Genomic DNA, 15,483 nt, shown 5'->3' with positions numbered 1-15,483 from the left:
TTATTGGCCCGCCTTCTTGAGATTGGCGAAGTGTGCGTCTTCGATGGCCTTGACCTCTTCGGCCGGCACATAATAGTCGCGGTTTTCGTTGAAGGTGTGGGCGATGCCGAGGCCAATCATGACCAGCAGCGCGCCGCCCGCCATCCACCAGATATGCCACACCAGGCCGAAGCCCAGGCCGACACTGACGATACCGATCAGGAAGCCGGTATAGGTGTTGTGCGGCATATGGATCGGCTCATAGCGTTTCGGCTGTACATAGGCGGTGCCGGTCTGCTTGGCGTCCCAGAAGGCGTCATGGTTGCCGATCTTCGGCAGGACGGCGAAGTTATAGAAGGGCGGCGGCGAAGACGTGGCCCATTCCAGGGTGCGGCCATCCCACGGATCCCCCGTCAGGTCACGCAACGCGTCGCGCTTCCAGATGGAGTAAACGATCTGGACGACCTGGGCGATGATGCCGACGAAGATCAGCAGCGCACCGCACAGGGCCACGATCAGGTAGGCGTGCCACACCGGATTGTTGACGAAATCGAGACGGCGCGTCATGCCCATCAGGCCCAGCGCATAAAGCGGCAGGAAGGCGACCCAGAAGCCGATGATCCAGCACCAGAACGACACCTTGCCGATGCCGACGTGCAGCTTGAAGCCGAACGCCTTGGGGAACCAGTAGTTCATGCCGGCGATACAGCCGAAGACCACGCCGCCGATGATGACATTATGGAAGTGGGCGATCAGGAAGACCGAGTTGTGCAGCACGAAGTCAGCCCCCGGCACGGCCAGCAGAACGCCGGTCATGCCGCCGATGACGAAGGTGATGATGAAGCCGAGCGTCCACAGCATCGGCAGTTCCAGGCGCACCCGTCCGCGGTACATCGTGAATAGCCAGTTGAAGATCTTCACGCCTGTCGGGATGGAGATGATCATGGTGGTGATGCCGAAGAAGGCGTTGACATTCGCACCCGCGCCCATCGTGAAGAAGTGGTGCAACCAGACGAGGAACGACAGGATGCCGATGGCGAAGGTGGCGTAGACCATGCCGTCATAACCGAACAAACGCTTGCGCGAGAAGGTGGCGACGACTTCCGAGAAGACACCGAAGGCCGGCAGGACGAGAATATAGACTTCGGGGTGCCCCCAGGCCCAGATGAGGTTGACGTACATCATCGGATTGCCGCCGGCTTCATTGGTGAAGAAGTGCATCCCCAGGTAACGGTCGGCGCCCAGCATGGCCAGGGTGACGGTCAGGATCGGGAAGGCAGCGACGATCAGCATGTTGGCGACGAGCGTCGTCCAGGTGAAGATCGGCATCCGCATCAGGGTCATGCCCGGCGCGCGCATCTTGAAGATGGTGGTGATCAGGTTGACGCCCGACAGCAGCGTCCCCAGGCCGGAAATCTGCAAGGCCCAGATATAGTAATCCTGACCGACGCCGGGCGAATAGGCCAGTTCCGACAGTGGCGGATAGGCCAGCCAGCCGGTGTGGGCAAACTCACCAACCACCAGCGATATGTTGACGAGAATAGCGCCCGCGGCGGTCAGCCAAAAGCTCATGCTGTTGAGGTACGGGAAAGCGACGTCGCGCGCGCCGATCTGCAACGGCATGACCACGTTCATCAGGCCGATGACGAAGGGCATGGCCATGAAGAAGATCATGATGACGCCGTGCGCCGAGAATATCTGATCGAAGTGGTCGGGCGGCAGGTAACCCGCGCCACCATTGGAGGCCAGGGCCTGCTGGGTGCGCATCATCAGGGCGTCGGCGAAACCGCGCAGCAGCATGATGAGCGCCAGAATGATGTACATCGCGCCGATTTTCTTATGGTCCACACTGGTGAGCCATTCGGTCCAGAGGTATTTCCACTGCTTGAAATAGGTGATCAGGCCGAGCACCAGGACGGCGGCGCCGACCATGCCGGCCCCCGCCACCATGATGATCGGTTCGTGCCACGGAATCGAATCGAGGCGCAGCTTGCCGAACAGGAAGTTGACAAGCGGCGAGGCGTCGGCCGTGGCGGCCGCGTGAGCGACGGGTTCTGCGTGCGTTAACATATGATACTAGCTCTTGTGCGCGACAGGTTTAAAAGTAATGGCCGCTTCCGCGACCGCCGGCTTCGCGGCTTTCAGTTTGGGTTCTTCGCCTGGCTTGCATTGCGCCGCGCCGGGGGCCAGATTCTTCATCATCGCCATGTTGTGCGAATCGTCAGTGCACAGACCACCATTGACGCAATTGTTGAGCACCTTGTGGAAGAGGTCCGGCGCGACCGTGGCGTAATAGGTCGGCTTGAACTCCATGCCCGGCTTTTCCAGCTCGGCATAGGCGGCGCCATCGAGCGCGGCCTGCGAACTCTGCGCCTTCGCCACCCAGGCCTTGAAACCGGCGTCATCGAGCGCCAGGGCCTGGAACTTCATGCCGGCGAACCCGTGGCCGCTGTAATTGGCCGAGATACCGTCATAGGTGCCCGCATGATCGGCGCGCAGGGAGAGCTGCGTTTCCATGCCGGTCATGGTGTAGATCTGCGAACCGAGTTGCGGGATGAAGAAGGAGTTCATCACCGTGGCCGAGGTCAGCTTGAAATGGACGGGTGTGCCGACCGGCAGGGCCATCTCGTTGACCGTGGCGATATTGTATTCGGGATAGATGAACAGCCATTTCCAGTCGAGCGACACGACCTCGACCTCGATCGGCTTGACGTGCGGCATGCTCTCGTGCGGCGCCAGCGGGGCGCGCGGATCGAGTTCGTGGGTCGAAATCCACGTCACGGCGCCGAGCGCGATGATGATCAGGGTCGGGATCGCCCAGACAACGGCTTCGATACGATTGGAATGTTCGAAATCAGGCGCATAGGTCGACTTGGTATTGGAGGCGCGATACCGCCAGGCGAACCAGAAGGTCATGAAGATGACCGGCACGACAGGGATCAGCATCAGCAGAACAGCCAGGATGATCAGGTCTTTTTCCTGCATCCCGATAGGCCCCTTGGGGTCCATCACGACCATTTGACAGCCGGACAACAGGGCCGCGCCGGCGACAAGGCCGCCCGCGATGATGGCGCGCTTAATTGTGCGCCGCAATAAAGAAGACAAGGATACGCTCCGCTTGGAAAACACGGCCTGAAATGGGCGCGTCGAATGATGATCCAAAGGATTCACAGGAGTAAACTCAAACCACACAAAGGAGTTGGCACACTCTTCGCGTATTGTCCGCGAAGCTTTGGTGAGGCGTAAACAGGAATTTCACTGTGGTCGCAAGGGGCACATTGTCGCACCGCCGCATTTATTTTTTCGCAGATGCGTTAAAAAACATCGCTATCTAACGCCGTTATAACCGACAAAAAAGTCAAATCGCCGTTACCGCTAATAATGCCGCGCTGAAAATCGATATCATTTCACCATTCAAAAAATTGAAAAAAGCGTTGCAATCTCCCACTTTTCCGATAGCGTGAGTTAAATTGACGCAGGCGTTAAAATTAATTGACGTGAAGGAATAAAGTATGGACGTGAGTAAAGCCTATCCGCGTGTCTACCAGTTTGGACCGGTTTTCAAATCCCTCGTTATTGCGGGCGCCCTCGCCCTGATCGCCATCGGCGTTACCGGTGCGATGCAATCCTATACGCATATGCACGGCGTAGTCGCCCAGTTCGGCGGCATCCTGCTGAGCCTAATTCCGATCGCGGCCGCCCTTTTCGGTGCGCCTATGGTATGGCGCTGCAAGCTGTCCCTTTATGAAGACCGTCTGGAATATAACGGTCTGGTCATGGATGCCGTGATCCGCAAGTCGGACATCATCGACGCCCTGACACCGGCTCCGCAATACGGCATGTTCCAGATTTTCCTGACCCTGGCCGGCCATCCCTTCAAGCGCCTGCACCTCGCCGTGCTTGGCCATATGGATGATGCGATCATGCGCTGGGTCAACGGCCTGCCCCACGCCGAACCGGTCAAGGTTCGCATCTAAGCCATTCAAACAAGCTTATCAAATGGCCGCCGGATCATCCGGCGGCCATTTTCATGTCCGGTCGTTGTCTTCGGGCTTGCGGAACCACACCAGCCAGACCGACACGCCTGCCAGCATCGCCGCCATCGAGAACCAGGTCAGGGCATAGGCCAGGTGGCTGTTGGGGAACTTCACCACCGTCAGTCCACCCTTCGGCCAGCCGCCGAAATTTGGCGTGGCGTCGGCATCGACAAAATAAGGCGCGACCGTACCGATATGCCGGCTTTGCGCCATCGCCGCGATATCCCGGCGATACCAGGCGTCACGCGCCGGATCATTGGCCTGCGATAACAGCCAGCCCTTGACCTCAGGCATACGCAATAGACCGGTGACGGTCACCTGCTCTTGCGGCTGCGCTTCTGGTCGCGTTGCCGGCGCACGTTTATCCATCGGCACGAAACCGCGATTGACATAGACAACCGTGCCGTCGTCGCGCCGGAGCGGTGTCATCACCCAATAACCCGCGCCATAATCCGAAAGCGTATAGACCTGCGCTTCGGCGTCATTGAGGAACCGCCCGCGCAATGTGACGTGCCGGTACTCATCGGCCGCCGTGTTGACCCGCCCCCACTCCGTGACGCCCGGCGCAGCCATCGGCGGCGCGGCGACCCGCGCATTGACCCGGGCGATCAGGTCGGTTTTCCACACCAGTCGTTGTACCTGCCAGATACCCAGCGCCAGGAACATGGCGATGGCCGCAACGGTCAGCACACCAAACAAAATTTTCCGGACAGACATGATACGCGCCTCGTGAATATGCGCGCCGTCCTAGCACAAACCACCCGAAGATGGGAACCGAAGGCCCGCGACACCTGATCACATTGCTTTTCCGATTAAAGCGGTTCAGAGAGACGGCACCAAAGGATTGCGACATGACGGACCACGCCCTTCCCGACCTGCGCCGCCGGCTTGATGCGGACGGCCATATCTTTGCGCCGCGCGCCGTGATGAAAGCCCATCTTCCCAAAACCTTCGCGGGCGGCTGGCCAGCCCTTGCCGCCGCGTGGAATGATCTCGGCCCTGACCGCTTCATGGCCGATGGCGGCCGCTACCGTAAACGCCGACATGCCGTCTTCTCACTGTCCAGAGGCGTCTTCACGCGTGAGGCCCACCAACCGCACTACCAGAGCCGCGACTACAATCTGCTGAATGGCGGCGTGCAGCGCTGGTTCGATCCGGTGACGCCGGAAACCGCCGCAAACCCCGCCTTCACGGCCCTGCTTGATCTCTGCCGCGACCTCTTCCTGGATGGCGCCGACCTGACAGCCGACTGGCGCGTCGAAATCCATCAGTTCCGTATCGAACCGGCGCCGGGCGAAACCGGCCAGCCAACGCCGGAGGGTATGCACCGCGACGGCGTTGACTGGGTGGCGGTTATCCTGATCGACCGGCTCAATGTCGGCGAAGGCGTCACGGCCATCTGCGGTCCGGGCCGCCAGCCCCTGGGCGCCTTCACCCTGACCGATCCGCTCGATGCAGTCTTTCTCGATGATCATCGGGTGCTGCATGGCGTGACGCCCATCCATCGCCTCTCCCCGGCCCAACCCGGCCATCGTGACGTTCTGGTCGTCACCTTTCAGCGGCTGACTTCATCTGCGGTTAAATAGCAGCCCCTTGTTCATCTGGATAACGATCAGCGCCTTACCGTCGGGCGTGGCGGCGATGCCGTTGAGATTTGGACCATCGGCAAAAGCAATCTGCGTATTCCTGAGATCAAGCCACGGCTTGATCTCGCATTCGCATCGCCGTCCATCGTCTCAGAATAGGGTTGGCCGTCATGCACCTGAATACGGAGAGTTGGCTTAAACGCCGACTCGCGTAAAAGTCCCTGCGATCGCGCCATGTGGCGCGCAAACGAAAGGACATTCCCATGAACACCACTGATCTCGTTGAAAAGCTTGCCCTCGCACAAGGCCTGACCAAGGTCGCCGCCAAGGCCATCGTCGAAGACGTTTTGAAGGCCATCGCGGACGCCGCCGCCGCGGGCGACGAAGTGAACTTCCCCGGCTTCGGCAAATTCAAAACCAAAGACGTGCCGGCGCGTGAAGCACGCAATCCCTCCACCGGCGCCACCATCCAGGTCGCCGCTTCCAGGAAAGTGACCTTTCAGCCTGCCAAGGCCCTGAAAGATAAGCTGAACGGGTAATATCAAGGCGCACGTCGGTGACCTTTTCCTTAAATCAGATCATCGCCGACGTCCGCCCCGTATCCAGCTTAAATTGTCGGGAGCCGGTTCGCTAATTCACGGGCATATCCAACACCGGACTCTATGGCGTCAGGTGGACCACTCGCTCGAAACCAGTGGAACACGCACAGCGCGAAGGCAGGCGGCTCAACCCGTTCGGCGGGCAGGTTCAATACACTGACAAGCCACTGATGCGCACTGGTAATCTGCTTCATTGTTACGGGACTCGATTTGCCAGAGTCATCCGAACGATTGAAAAATCTCTCAGAGATGTGAGAATTTGGGCCTCTGCGACAGGCCAACCCAAAAAAAGCGCTCCGGATGGTTTCCGGAGCGCTAGTTTCACACGAGGTAAAATGGGTTAGTAGCTGTACGCTACCCGCACCACAAAATTGCGGCCTGGCTCCATATAGTCCTTCTGATAGGAAGGACTCTTGCCCTTGGTGGTGTAGTAGCGGTGGCCATCCAGAATATTCTGGGCATCGAAATCAAGCGCCAGGTTATGACTGAAATTATAGCGCGTGTGCAGGTCGAGCGACTTGTTCGGCTGCACCCACTTGTCGATGGCGTTGTCGCGCAGGTCTTCAATATAGGCGCCCTGGTACTGGTAGGCCAGCTTCGCTTCAAAGCCGTACTTCTGGTAGGTCAGGGCCGCGTTGTAGTTCAGGTCCGGCGATTGCACGAACGGGATCGGATGACCCTTACGATAATCCAGGCCCGTTTCGGCTTCCGAGTTCTGGATGGTGACGTTGAGTTCGACGCCGAAGCCATCGAAGGGCGCCGCCAGCCCCTCGAACGACTTGATCAGGTTCAGTTCGACGCCCGAAATGGTCGCCTTCTGGCCGTTCTTCGGCTGGCTGATTTCGATGATGCCGCTGGTGGTATCCGCATCGACCGAAGAACCATTGGTGAAGATGAAGTCATGGATCACCTTCTGGAAATAGGTCGCCGACACCATGCTCGATGCGTCAGGATAATATTCCGCCGACAGGTCGAGGTTAAGCGACTGGGCCGGTTTCAGGTCCGGATTGCCGCGGCTGATCGACAGGATTTCGTGGGTGATCGGATCGCGGCCGATCGACTGGCCGCGGGTCAGGTTACCGTATTCGGGACGCGAAAAGCTGGTCCACAAGGCGCCGCGATAAACGAGATTGCTGCCCTTGCGCCACACCGCCGTGATCGACGGCAGGATGTTGGTATATTCCTTCGTGCTGGTCTGGAAGCCAGAATTGTCGCCATTGTCTGTATCTTCCGCCCAGTCGGTGTTTTCAACCGCCGTGTGCTCGATACGCGCGCCTGTGACGACCTGGAGGTCATTGAAACGCATATCAACGAGCGCATAGGCCGCCGTAATGGTTTCAGAGCCGTTCTTGTCATCCTGGTTCTGGTCGGCTTCCGAATAGGTAACCGGATGATCTTTCATCGCGGCCTGGATGGCGTTGATGACGCGGGTGCGGTTCAGGACCGAACCGTAATAATAGGTGCCGTGATCGATGCCCTCAACCTGGCGATCGACAAGACCCGATGTAGCCAGGGTATCGCCGCTGTAAGGCGTGTTGGACAGGTCGCCATCCCAGATTTGTGTGCTGTCGTATTTACGCTCGGACTTCGAATACTTGAAGCCGGCCTTGATGTGATCGAAAAGACCGCCGAAATCATAGGTAGCGTCAAGACGCAGGGCGGTGCGGGCGTCGGACTGCTTGTCTTTGCTGTAGCCGGCGCCGTTGAAGGCCAGCAGGTCGTCGCGGTGATCGACATCGGCCGCGAAGGCCGGGAATTGAGCCAGCGGGAAGCGCGGATCGGCAGACGACCACAGGATGCCCGTGCGCTTGAAAATATCGCCACAGACGGCCGGCATGTCGTCGTCACCGCCGTCGCAATTGAACCCAATGCCGTAGCTGCCAGGATCACCCTTTTCGCCATAGGAATAGCTCAGGTCATATTCGAGGGTCAGCGGCCCCTTATGGGTAATACCGCCGGCATTCAGGGTCATCAGGTTCGATTCCTGATCCTGGGTGTTGAAACTGCGCGCGAACTGGAATGCCTTGGGCGCCCAGACACCCGACCGGCCAGCCAGCGACCAGTAGGAGTTTTCGGTGGCGTCGGCATCGGTGATAAAGCCGTCTTCGTCCGCATCGACGATCTGAGAAGTGGTATAGCCGTAGATATTCCCCTTGCTGCCCGTACCGGTGATCATGCTTTCCGGTGAGGCCAGGCTGGTGTCATCGATATTGACCTGGGCAAGCCGCGCCGTTTTGCTGCTCTTTTCGTCGGTATAGTCGTTGGTGCCGACGCGCTTCAGCTTGGAATACTGGCCACGCACATAGAGTTGCGTGTCGTCGCCATGGTAATCGACCGAGAAATTGCCGCCGAAGCGCTCCTGCGACCCACTACGGTAATCGAGATCGATACCTGGCAGGTAAAGGGACTTGCCGTCGATCACCTCTTCGGAATCCTTGCGCCAGTGGTAAGGTTCCCACTCGCCGTCATTCTCGGTTTCTTCGTTGTGATAGTTGCTCTTGCCGTAATTAAAAGATCCGAAGACGCCCCACTTGCCACCATCGAAACGGTGAGCGGCGTCGATCTGCACCTGAGCGTTGCCGGCCTTTTCGCCTTGCGCCTGGGCACGGTCATTGACGCCGTAGCTGGCGAAAACGCGAACAATATCCTTCCTGAAGTCGAAGGCGTTGGGCGTGACGAAGTTGACCGCGCCGCCGATGGCGTCGCCGTCCATGTCCGGCGTCAGGGTCTTCGACACCGAGATCGACTTCAAACCGTTAGGCGGCAGGACGGTCATCGACATGCGGCGGCTGTCGGTGTCGGTCAGGGCCACGCGCACACCGTTGATCGAATAGGCGTTGAAGGTGCCGCCGAAGCCGCGGATGGCGACATATTCGCCCTCGCCGGTTTCCTGGTTGACGACGACATTGACCCCCGGCACGCGGGCCAGGGCATCGGCGGCGTTGGCGTCGGGCAGTTTGCCCATGTCATCCGACGAGATGACATTGGTAACGGCCGTGGCGCGCTTTTGCTGGTTGATCGAACTGGCGCTGGACAGGCGCTGGCCGGTGACGACGACCTCAGTCGGTGCTGCGTCAACGTCGGCGGACTGAGCCGGCGCCTGATCCTGGGCGGAAGCGGCGGCTGGCGCCAGGGCGCATAACAGAGCGCCGAAACTGGCCCCCATCAGCGATAATTTATAGGTGGACGACATGGTGTTTCTCCAAACGTGTGCATAAGCCCGAATTGCAACGCTTCTTTTACCGGCCTTCGGAGCCTCATCCCGCCCCTGCCCCCCGCGACCGATGACGCGCACAGATGCGCACCTTCTGACACAAGACAGAATTCGTAATGGACAAGTTACGCCCAAGCCATGATATATTAATAAGAAGCCGTTGCTTAATGTCGCAAAATAAATCTGGTGTAAACCAGTTTTGTTAGATTGATAAATATAATTTTAAACGTGATATATTTAATAATAGTGTCACAAAAATCTGTTTGAATATACAACCCCAACCGTCACAATAGTGTCACGCAAGACGCAGGATTCCGCGCAGTCACAGATGCGAAACTTCAATACATTCCAGATTGCGGCTTATTTCGTGACGCGAATATCGACGCTGACCTTGAGCGCGTCGTGTCGCCAGTATTCGAGGTCGTATTCAACAACCCTGCCCTGCGCATCGTAGCTGATGCGCCTGACCAGCAACCCCGGCAGGCCCGACTTGATCCGCAGGGCGGCGGCCTCGTCCTGCGTCAGGGCGCAGGGCTGCATATCGATCCGGTTGCGGGCCACGGAGATATCGTACTGGCTGCGCAAAACCTGGGTCAGGGAACCATCGAGATCATGCCCCAGCAATGACGGCGCCAGGCGCGGATCGACATGGATGGTTTCGACCAGCACGGCGCGGTCATCGATATAGCGGCGGCGGCGCAGCTCAAACAAGGTCGCACCGACAGCCACACTGAAAACCTCCGCCAGTTCCGGCGTCGCTACAACTTCGCGCGTGCCCAGCAATTCGGTCTTAGGCACGCGCCCCTGCGCCGACACATAGGACATAAAGCCTTCCCAGCGCGTCGGATCGTAAACGACCGGCGGTGGCGACACGTACCAGCCACTGCGCTCCTTGCGGTAAATCAGTCCCTCGGCCTCCAATTGGAACAGGGCTGAACGCACCGTGCCGCGCGCCGCGCCGGTGCCGGTTTGCAGTTGCCGTTCGGATGGCAGGCAGGCCCCTTGCGCCAGATCACCACTGTGGATACGGGCCGCGATGCTGTCACGCACGCCGAGATAGTGACGCAGATCGCCGATGTCCGCCCCAGGCTCAGCCATGTCCATCCACCAGTCGGGCCGGGCGAGCGAGCGTTTGGAGGTCATGGGGCGCAGCTTTCGCAAGAAGACAATGAATCGCCCTTAGATCAGTTCGCGCGTTTTTTCTACCGTACCGTCGCCAGTTCGCGGATCAGCGGCAAATAACTGGCGAAACCGGCGATCTCCAGACCGACGACCTTGCCCAGTTCATCATAGGCGCGCAGCTTCATGGCCCCGGCATGGTGCGGCTCGGCCAGGAAGGCTTCAACCTCCTCCCTGCTCATCACCCCGCCCTGCAAAATGAAGCTCTGCATCGAGGCGGCGCTTAAGGAATCGAGATAGTCCGGGTGGGTGGTGGCGAGGTAGCGCTTGGCGCGGACATGCAGGGCGATCGGTTCAGTGACGCCTGGCGGCAAAGCGCGCGCCAGGAAGCCGGAGCCGATCCGCTCATGTTTGGTGTCGATGCCGCGATCGGCCGCATCCTCGCCGAACTTGTGCAGCAGATGCCCGATATCATGCAGGAGCGCGGCAATAATCAGTTCATCGCTGGCGTTGTCTGCGCGGGCATGGTGGGCGCACTGCTCCGCATGCTCACACTGACTGACATCTTCGCCGTAATGATCATCGCCCCGGCTGGCGTAGATTTCCATTATCTGGTCGGCAAAATTTGCGGCGGCATCAACATCGGTCGAACGGATACGGTCGGCAGGTGCAGTCATCAACATCTCGATTCTTAAGGATAATTATCTGGTCTATACCAAATAGCCCTCCCTGTCACAAATGATTTTCGCGGCCATTTTGTGAAACTTACGCGACGAAATTGTCATGAAAAATTCAAGCACGGCCAAATTCATCTGGTCTATACCAGCGTATCGTATTTCGCAGGGGCCGCCTCATGATCAAATCTCCCGATATCGCTGCTAATCGCCGCCAACTCTTGCAAATGGCCGGAGCGGGTCTCAGCCTCGCTACCCTCGCCACCCTGCAAAAGGCGATGGCCACCCCCGCCAACAACAAGACCGGCACGATCCGCGACGTCGAGCACATCGTCATCTTCATGCAGGAAAACCGCGCCTTCGACCATTATTTCGGCACCTTCCCGGGCGTGCGCGGCCAGGGCGATCCGCGTCCGCTTCGTCTGCGTAACGGCCACAGCGTGTGGCGCCAGCCGAGCGACCAGCATCCGGATGGCTTTGTCATGCCCTATTGGGCCGATTCCAAGACCGCCAATGCCTATGTCGTCGATGGCGCCGACCAGGGTCATGACGCCGCCACAATCATCGTCAATGGCGGCCATTACGATCAGTGGGGCGTGTCGAAACAACTGCAAAACCGCATGACGCACTACAAGGCGTCGGACCTGCCGTTTTATCATGCCCTGGCGGCCAACTTCACCATCTGCGACGCCTACCACTGCTCAACCCTGACCCAGACCTATCCCAACCGCCTGCACCTGTGGACCGGCTGCAATGGCGCTGGCCATGTCGGCGGTGAGCCGGTGATGTCCAATTACGGCGAAGACGAAACGCCCAGCGCCGACATGGCCGAGGATCGCCCGATCAAGGCCTATGAATGGACCACCTATGCCGAACGCCTGGAAAAGGCGGGCATCAACTGGAAGGTCTATCAGGAATACGACAATTTCGGCGACAATATCCTGTCGGTCTTCAAGCCTTTCCGGCCTTGCGACAAGAATTCCAGCCTGTACAAGCGCGGCCGTTCATGGGTGTCCGAGACCAAGCCGGCGCCGGACCGCACCCGCTCCGATGGCCAGCAACTGGTCGAGGCCTTCCGCGCCGATATCGCTGCCGGCAAGCTGCCGCAGGTCTCGTGGATCGTCACCGCCGCGGCGCTTTCAGAGCATCCGAGCTGGACGCCGGCTGATGGTGAAAATGTCTGCGCCAAGCTGATCGAGGCCCTGACTGAACATCCGGAGGTGTTCGCCAAGACGGTCTTCATCATCAACTATGACGAAGCCGGCGGTCTTTATGACCACATGCTGCCGCCCTCACCGCCCGCCGATGAGACGCAAGGCTACAGTGGCGTCAGTGTCGCCGGCGAGTTCATGGACTATGGCAACGAGCCCGGCAATCCCAACAAAGGGCTGCAACCGCTGGGCCTCGGCATCCGCGTCCCGGCCATGGTGATCTCGCCGTGGAGCCGCGGCGGCTATGTCTGCTCTGAAGTCTTCGATCACGTCTCGACGATCAAGTTCATGGAAAAGCGTTTCGGTGTCATGGAGCCGAACATCAGCGACTGGCGCCGCGCGATCAGCGGCGACCTGACCTCGGCCTTCGATTTCAGGACACCGAACGCCGACCTGACCAAACTAAACCTGCCGTCGACCGATGACTACAAGGCCCGCCTGGCCCATGCCGCCGCCCAGCCGTCGCTGAAAATCCCGAATATCCAAAGCCCCGGCGGCCAGCCGGCCGAACAGCGCCCTGCGCGTCCCCTGCCGTACGCCCTCAATGCCAATGTACGCCAGACCGGCAAGGACATCCTGATCGACCTGACCAATACCGGCACCAAGGCGGCGGTCTTCACCACCCACGATTACGCCCCCTATAATGTCACCGGTCCGTGGCGCTATACGCTGGATGCCGGGCAGTCCTGTCAGGCCGCACACTGGAACCACCGCGGGCGTGAGGTTTATGACTTGGCCGTGCATGGCCCGAATGGCTTCTATCGCCATTTCGCCGGCCGCCTGCGCGATGATGACAAGCTGCTGGCCGATCCGGTGCTGGTCGTCGCCAGCGAAAACGCTCAAAATGGCGAACTGACCCTGGCCCTGCAAAATACCAGCGGTGCGGCGGTAGAGGTCAGCCTTGCCAGCGATCCGCGCTATAGCCAGTCCGGCCGCACCCTTTCCCTGCCGGCCAATGGCGTGGAAACGGTCCGCCTCGATCTCGCCGCCAGCGACCACTGGTACGACCTGACGCTGAAGATCACCGGCAATGAGCACTGGCTGCGTCGCTTCGCCGGACATATCGAAACCGGCCGCGCCAGCCGCACCGATCCCGGCATCGGCGCGATGGTTGTCTGATGACGAAATCCTATGATGTAGCCATTGTCGGCGGCGGCATTGTCGGGCTGGCGCACGCCTGGAGCGCCGTAAAAGCCGGCCAGACCGTGGCGCTGTTCGAGCGTCACGCCCGCGCCACGGGCGCCTCGATCCGCAATTTCGGCTTCATAACCGTCACCGGTCAGCAACGCGGCGACTTTCACGCCCTGGCTATGCGAACGCGCAATATCTGGCTGGAGGTCGCCGAACAGGCCGGTATCGCCATCGAGCAGCGTGGCCTTTATATCAGCGCCCGCTACGCCGAGTCCGAAGATGTGCTGCGGGCTTTTCTCTATACCGAGATGGGCGAGGATTGCCGTCTGCTGCGGCCAGCGGATGCGCCCTTTCTGGCGAAGGGCCAGCGCGCCGTGCTGCATTCACCGTATGATATTCGGGTCGAGTCACGCACCGCCATTCCTAAGCTCAGTGGCTGGCTCGCCGAGCGCGCCGACCTGTTTTACGGCGTATCGGTCACCGGCGTGGACAGCGGTCGGCTGGAAACGTCTATGGGAGACATCCGCGCCGAACGCATTATCGTCTGTCCGGGTGATGATCTGAGCGGCCTGTTCGCCGACCGCATCAAGGCCCACAATGTCTCACGCTGCCAGTTGCAGATGCTGCGCCTGACCGATCCCGGCTTCCGCCTGCCCGGCGCGGTGATGTCCGATCTCAGTCTCATACGCTATCTCGGTTATGCCGACCTGCCCGAGGCCGAAGCCCTCAAGACCCGCTTGCAGACCGAACACGCCGAACACCTCGCCAATGGCGTCCACCTGATCGTGGTGCAGAGCGCTGACGGCTCGCTCGTCGTCGGCGACAGCCATCATTACCACGACGCGCCGGAACCCTTCACCTCCGAAGCCGTCGATCAACTGATCCTCGATGAGTACCGCGCCGTCCTGGGCGCGCCGCCGCCGGTCATCGAACGCTGGAGCGGCGCCTACGCCACCTCACCCGACCAGCTTTTCCTGATCGATCGCCCGGTGCCCGATGTTCGCCTGGTCGTCGTCACCTGCGGCGCCGGCGCTTCCACCGCCTTCGGCATCGCCGAACGCACCTTCCAAAGTTTCTGAGGCCATACATGACGTCTTCTCCCATTAAAGCTTTCATATTCGACTGGGCCGGCACCATGGTCGATTTCGGTAGCCTGGCGCCCGTGCGTGCCCTGCAATCGGTCTTCGCGCTGGAGGGTATCGACCTCAGCACCGCGGAGGCCCGCGCCGATATGGGCATGGCCAAACGCGCCCACATTACCGCCATCATTGGCCGCGAACCCATGCGCAGCCAATGGCGCATGATCAAGGGCGCGGATGCCGGTCCGGCCGATATCGACCACCTGTTCGACGCCATCGGCCCGCTGATGGAACGCGCCGCCACCGAATGCGCCGTGCTGATCCCCGGCGCGGCTGACCTGGCGAACCACCTGCGTACCAAAGGTATCCGTATCGGCTCCGGCACTGGCTATAGCCGCGAGATGATGGCGGGAATCCTGCCCAATGCAGCGGCGCAGGGCTATGCGCCGGATCTCGTTGTTTGCGCCGGGGAAACCGCCGAGGGCCGCCCCTCGCCGCTGATGACCTGGAAGGCAATGGTCGAGTTGGGCGTCTGGCCGGCGCGCGCCTGCGTCAAGGTCGATGACGCCACGGTCGGCATTGCCGAAGGCCGCGAAGCCGGAGTCTGGACTATCGGCGTGGCGGCAAGTGGCAATGGCACCGGGCTTGATCTCGCCGCGTTCTCCGCCCTGTCATCAGAGGATCGCAAAACCCGTGTAGCGGTTGCCGCCCAGGCCTTGCGCGACGCCGGCGCCGATTTCGTGGTGAACAGCGTGGCCGATATCCCCGCCCTGCTGCCCGAACTCGAAGCCCGCATCGCTAAAGGCATCTATCCCGGCATTATTCCTGCCGATATCCGGATTTAAGGCTGCCCC

12 protein-coding genes are annotated in these 15,483 nt (G+C 60.1%); 6 read left to right on the top strand and 6 right to left on the bottom strand.

Annotation, left to right across the window (positions count from 1 at the left end; genetic code table 11):
* Together cyoB and cyoA are read right to left on the bottom strand one after the other, a co-directional pair.
* A complete protein-coding gene (cyoB, locus tag VL130_RS12820; RefSeq protein WP_325363314.1) occupies nucleotides 1-2,049 on the bottom strand; it encodes a cytochrome o ubiquinol oxidase subunit I in 2,049 nt (682 codons plus the stop codon).
* 6 nt (nucleotides 2,050-2,055) lie between these two features.
* Nucleotides 2,056-3,084, bottom strand: a complete 1,029-nt coding sequence (cyoA, locus tag VL130_RS12815) for a ubiquinol oxidase subunit II (protein ID WP_325363313.1) — start codon at nucleotides 3,082-3,084, stop codon at nucleotides 2,056-2,058.
* A gap of 407 nt (nucleotides 3,085-3,491) precedes the next feature.
* Between cyoA and VL130_RS12810 the strand changes: the two genes are divergently transcribed.
* Entirely contained in the window at nucleotides 3,492-3,956 is a 465-nt protein-coding gene (locus tag VL130_RS12810; RefSeq protein ID WP_325363312.1) for a hypothetical protein, read from the top strand.
* A gap of 51 nt (nucleotides 3,957-4,007) precedes the next feature.
* Here the strand turns inward: VL130_RS12810 and VL130_RS12805 are convergent, their stop codons facing one another.
* Nucleotides 4,008-4,733 carry an SURF1 family protein gene (locus VL130_RS12805; protein WP_325363311.1) on the bottom strand — a complete coding sequence of 242 codons (726 nt, stop codon included), beginning with the start codon at nucleotides 4,731-4,733 and terminating at the stop codon, nucleotides 4,008-4,010.
* 134 nt (nucleotides 4,734-4,867) lie between these two features.
* Between VL130_RS12805 and VL130_RS12800 the strand changes: the two genes are divergently transcribed.
* Together VL130_RS12800 and VL130_RS12795 are read left to right on the top strand one after the other, a co-directional pair.
* Nucleotides 4,868-5,602: a 2OG-Fe dioxygenase family protein gene (locus VL130_RS12800; RefSeq protein ID WP_325363310.1), complete on the top strand. Its 735-nt coding sequence runs from the start codon at nucleotides 4,868-4,870 to the stop codon at nucleotides 5,600-5,602.
* Nucleotides 5,603-5,838: 236 nt separating this feature from the next.
* Nucleotides 5,839-6,141, top strand: coding sequence for an HU family DNA-binding protein (locus tag VL130_RS12795; RefSeq protein WP_325363309.1), 303 nt, complete (start codon nucleotides 5,839-5,841; stop codon nucleotides 6,139-6,141).
* 400 nt (nucleotides 6,142-6,541) lie between these two features.
* On the opposite strand, the gene VL130_RS12790 is transcribed toward VL130_RS12795, so the two are convergent.
* The 3 genes from VL130_RS12790 to VL130_RS12780 form a co-directional block, all read right to left on the bottom strand.
* Nucleotides 6,542-9,394, bottom strand: a complete 2,853-nt coding sequence (locus VL130_RS12790; RefSeq protein WP_325363308.1) for a TonB-dependent receptor — start codon at nucleotides 9,392-9,394, stop codon at nucleotides 6,542-6,544.
* Between the two features lie 381 nt (nucleotides 9,395-9,775).
* Nucleotides 9,776-10,558 carry a UTRA domain-containing protein gene (locus tag VL130_RS12785; RefSeq protein ID WP_325363307.1) on the bottom strand — a complete coding sequence of 261 codons (783 nt, stop codon included), beginning with the start codon at nucleotides 10,556-10,558 and terminating at the stop codon, nucleotides 9,776-9,778.
* A gap of 59 nt (nucleotides 10,559-10,617) precedes the next feature.
* Entirely contained in the window at nucleotides 10,618-11,211 is a 594-nt protein-coding gene (locus tag VL130_RS12780) for an HD domain-containing protein (RefSeq protein WP_325363306.1), read from the bottom strand.
* Nucleotides 11,212-11,387: 176 nt separating this feature from the next.
* On the opposite strand from VL130_RS12780, the gene VL130_RS12775 reads away from it, so the two are divergent.
* The 3 genes from VL130_RS12775 to phnX are packed head-to-tail and all read left to right on the top strand — an operon-like array spanning nucleotide 11,388 to nucleotide 15,474.
* On the top strand, nucleotides 11,388-13,538 hold the full coding sequence (locus VL130_RS12775) for a phosphocholine-specific phospholipase C (RefSeq protein ID WP_325363305.1): 2,151 nt from the start codon (nucleotides 11,388-11,390) through the stop codon (nucleotides 13,536-13,538).
* Nucleotides 13,538-14,629, top strand: a complete 1,092-nt coding sequence (locus tag VL130_RS12770; RefSeq protein ID WP_325363304.1) for a TIGR03364 family FAD-dependent oxidoreductase — start codon at nucleotides 13,538-13,540, stop codon at nucleotides 14,627-14,629. Before VL130_RS12775 ends, VL130_RS12770 begins: the two co-directional genes overlap by 1 nt.
* Before the next feature lie 8 nt (nucleotides 14,630-14,637).
* The gene (gene phnX, locus VL130_RS12765; RefSeq protein WP_325363303.1) at nucleotides 14,638-15,474 is read left to right on the top strand and encodes a phosphonoacetaldehyde hydrolase; all 837 of its coding nucleotides are present in this window, start codon (nucleotides 14,638-14,640) and stop codon (nucleotides 15,472-15,474) included.
* The last annotated feature ends 9 nt before the right edge of the window (nucleotides 15,475-15,483 follow it).

This window comes from Asticcacaulis sp. (assembly GCF_035497195.1).
Lineage (GTDB): Bacteria > Pseudomonadota > Alphaproteobacteria > Caulobacterales > Caulobacteraceae > Asticcacaulis.
Note: the sequence above shows the minus strand (reverse complement) of the source record. Positions and strands in the feature narration are given on the sequence as shown.

What these genes read in the sequence shown, in the direction of transcription:
- cyoB (WP_325363314.1), bottom strand. Translation starts at nt 2,049, where the DNA reads ATGTTAACGCACGCAGAACCCGTCGCTCACGCGGCCGCCACGGCCGAC.
- VL130_RS12775 (WP_325363305.1), top strand. Translation starts at nt 11,388, where the DNA reads ATGATCAAATCTCCCGATATCGCTGCTAATCGCCGCCAACTCTTGCAA.
- phnX (WP_325363303.1), top strand. Translation starts at nt 14,638, where the DNA reads ATGACGTCTTCTCCCATTAAAGCTTTCATATTCGACTGGGCCGGCACC.
- VL130_RS12785 (WP_325363307.1), bottom strand. Translation starts at nt 10,558, where the DNA reads ATGACCTCCAAACGCTCGCTCGCCCGGCCCGACTGGTGGATGGACATG.
- VL130_RS12810 (WP_325363312.1), top strand. Translation starts at nt 3,492, where the DNA reads ATGGACGTGAGTAAAGCCTATCCGCGTGTCTACCAGTTTGGACCGGTT.
- VL130_RS12805 (WP_325363311.1), bottom strand. Translation starts at nt 4,733, where the DNA reads ATGTCTGTCCGGAAAATTTTGTTTGGTGTGCTGACCGTTGCGGCCATC.
- VL130_RS12800 (WP_325363310.1), top strand. Translation starts at nt 4,868, where the DNA reads ATGACGGACCACGCCCTTCCCGACCTGCGCCGCCGGCTTGATGCGGAC.
- VL130_RS12790 (WP_325363308.1), bottom strand. Translation starts at nt 9,394, where the DNA reads ATGTCGTCCACCTATAAATTATCGCTGATGGGGGCCAGTTTCGGCGCT.
- VL130_RS12780 (WP_325363306.1), bottom strand. Translation starts at nt 11,211, where the DNA reads ATGACTGCACCTGCCGACCGTATCCGTTCGACCGATGTTGATGCCGCC.
- VL130_RS12770 (WP_325363304.1), top strand. Translation starts at nt 13,538, where the DNA reads ATGACGAAATCCTATGATGTAGCCATTGTCGGCGGCGGCATTGTCGGG.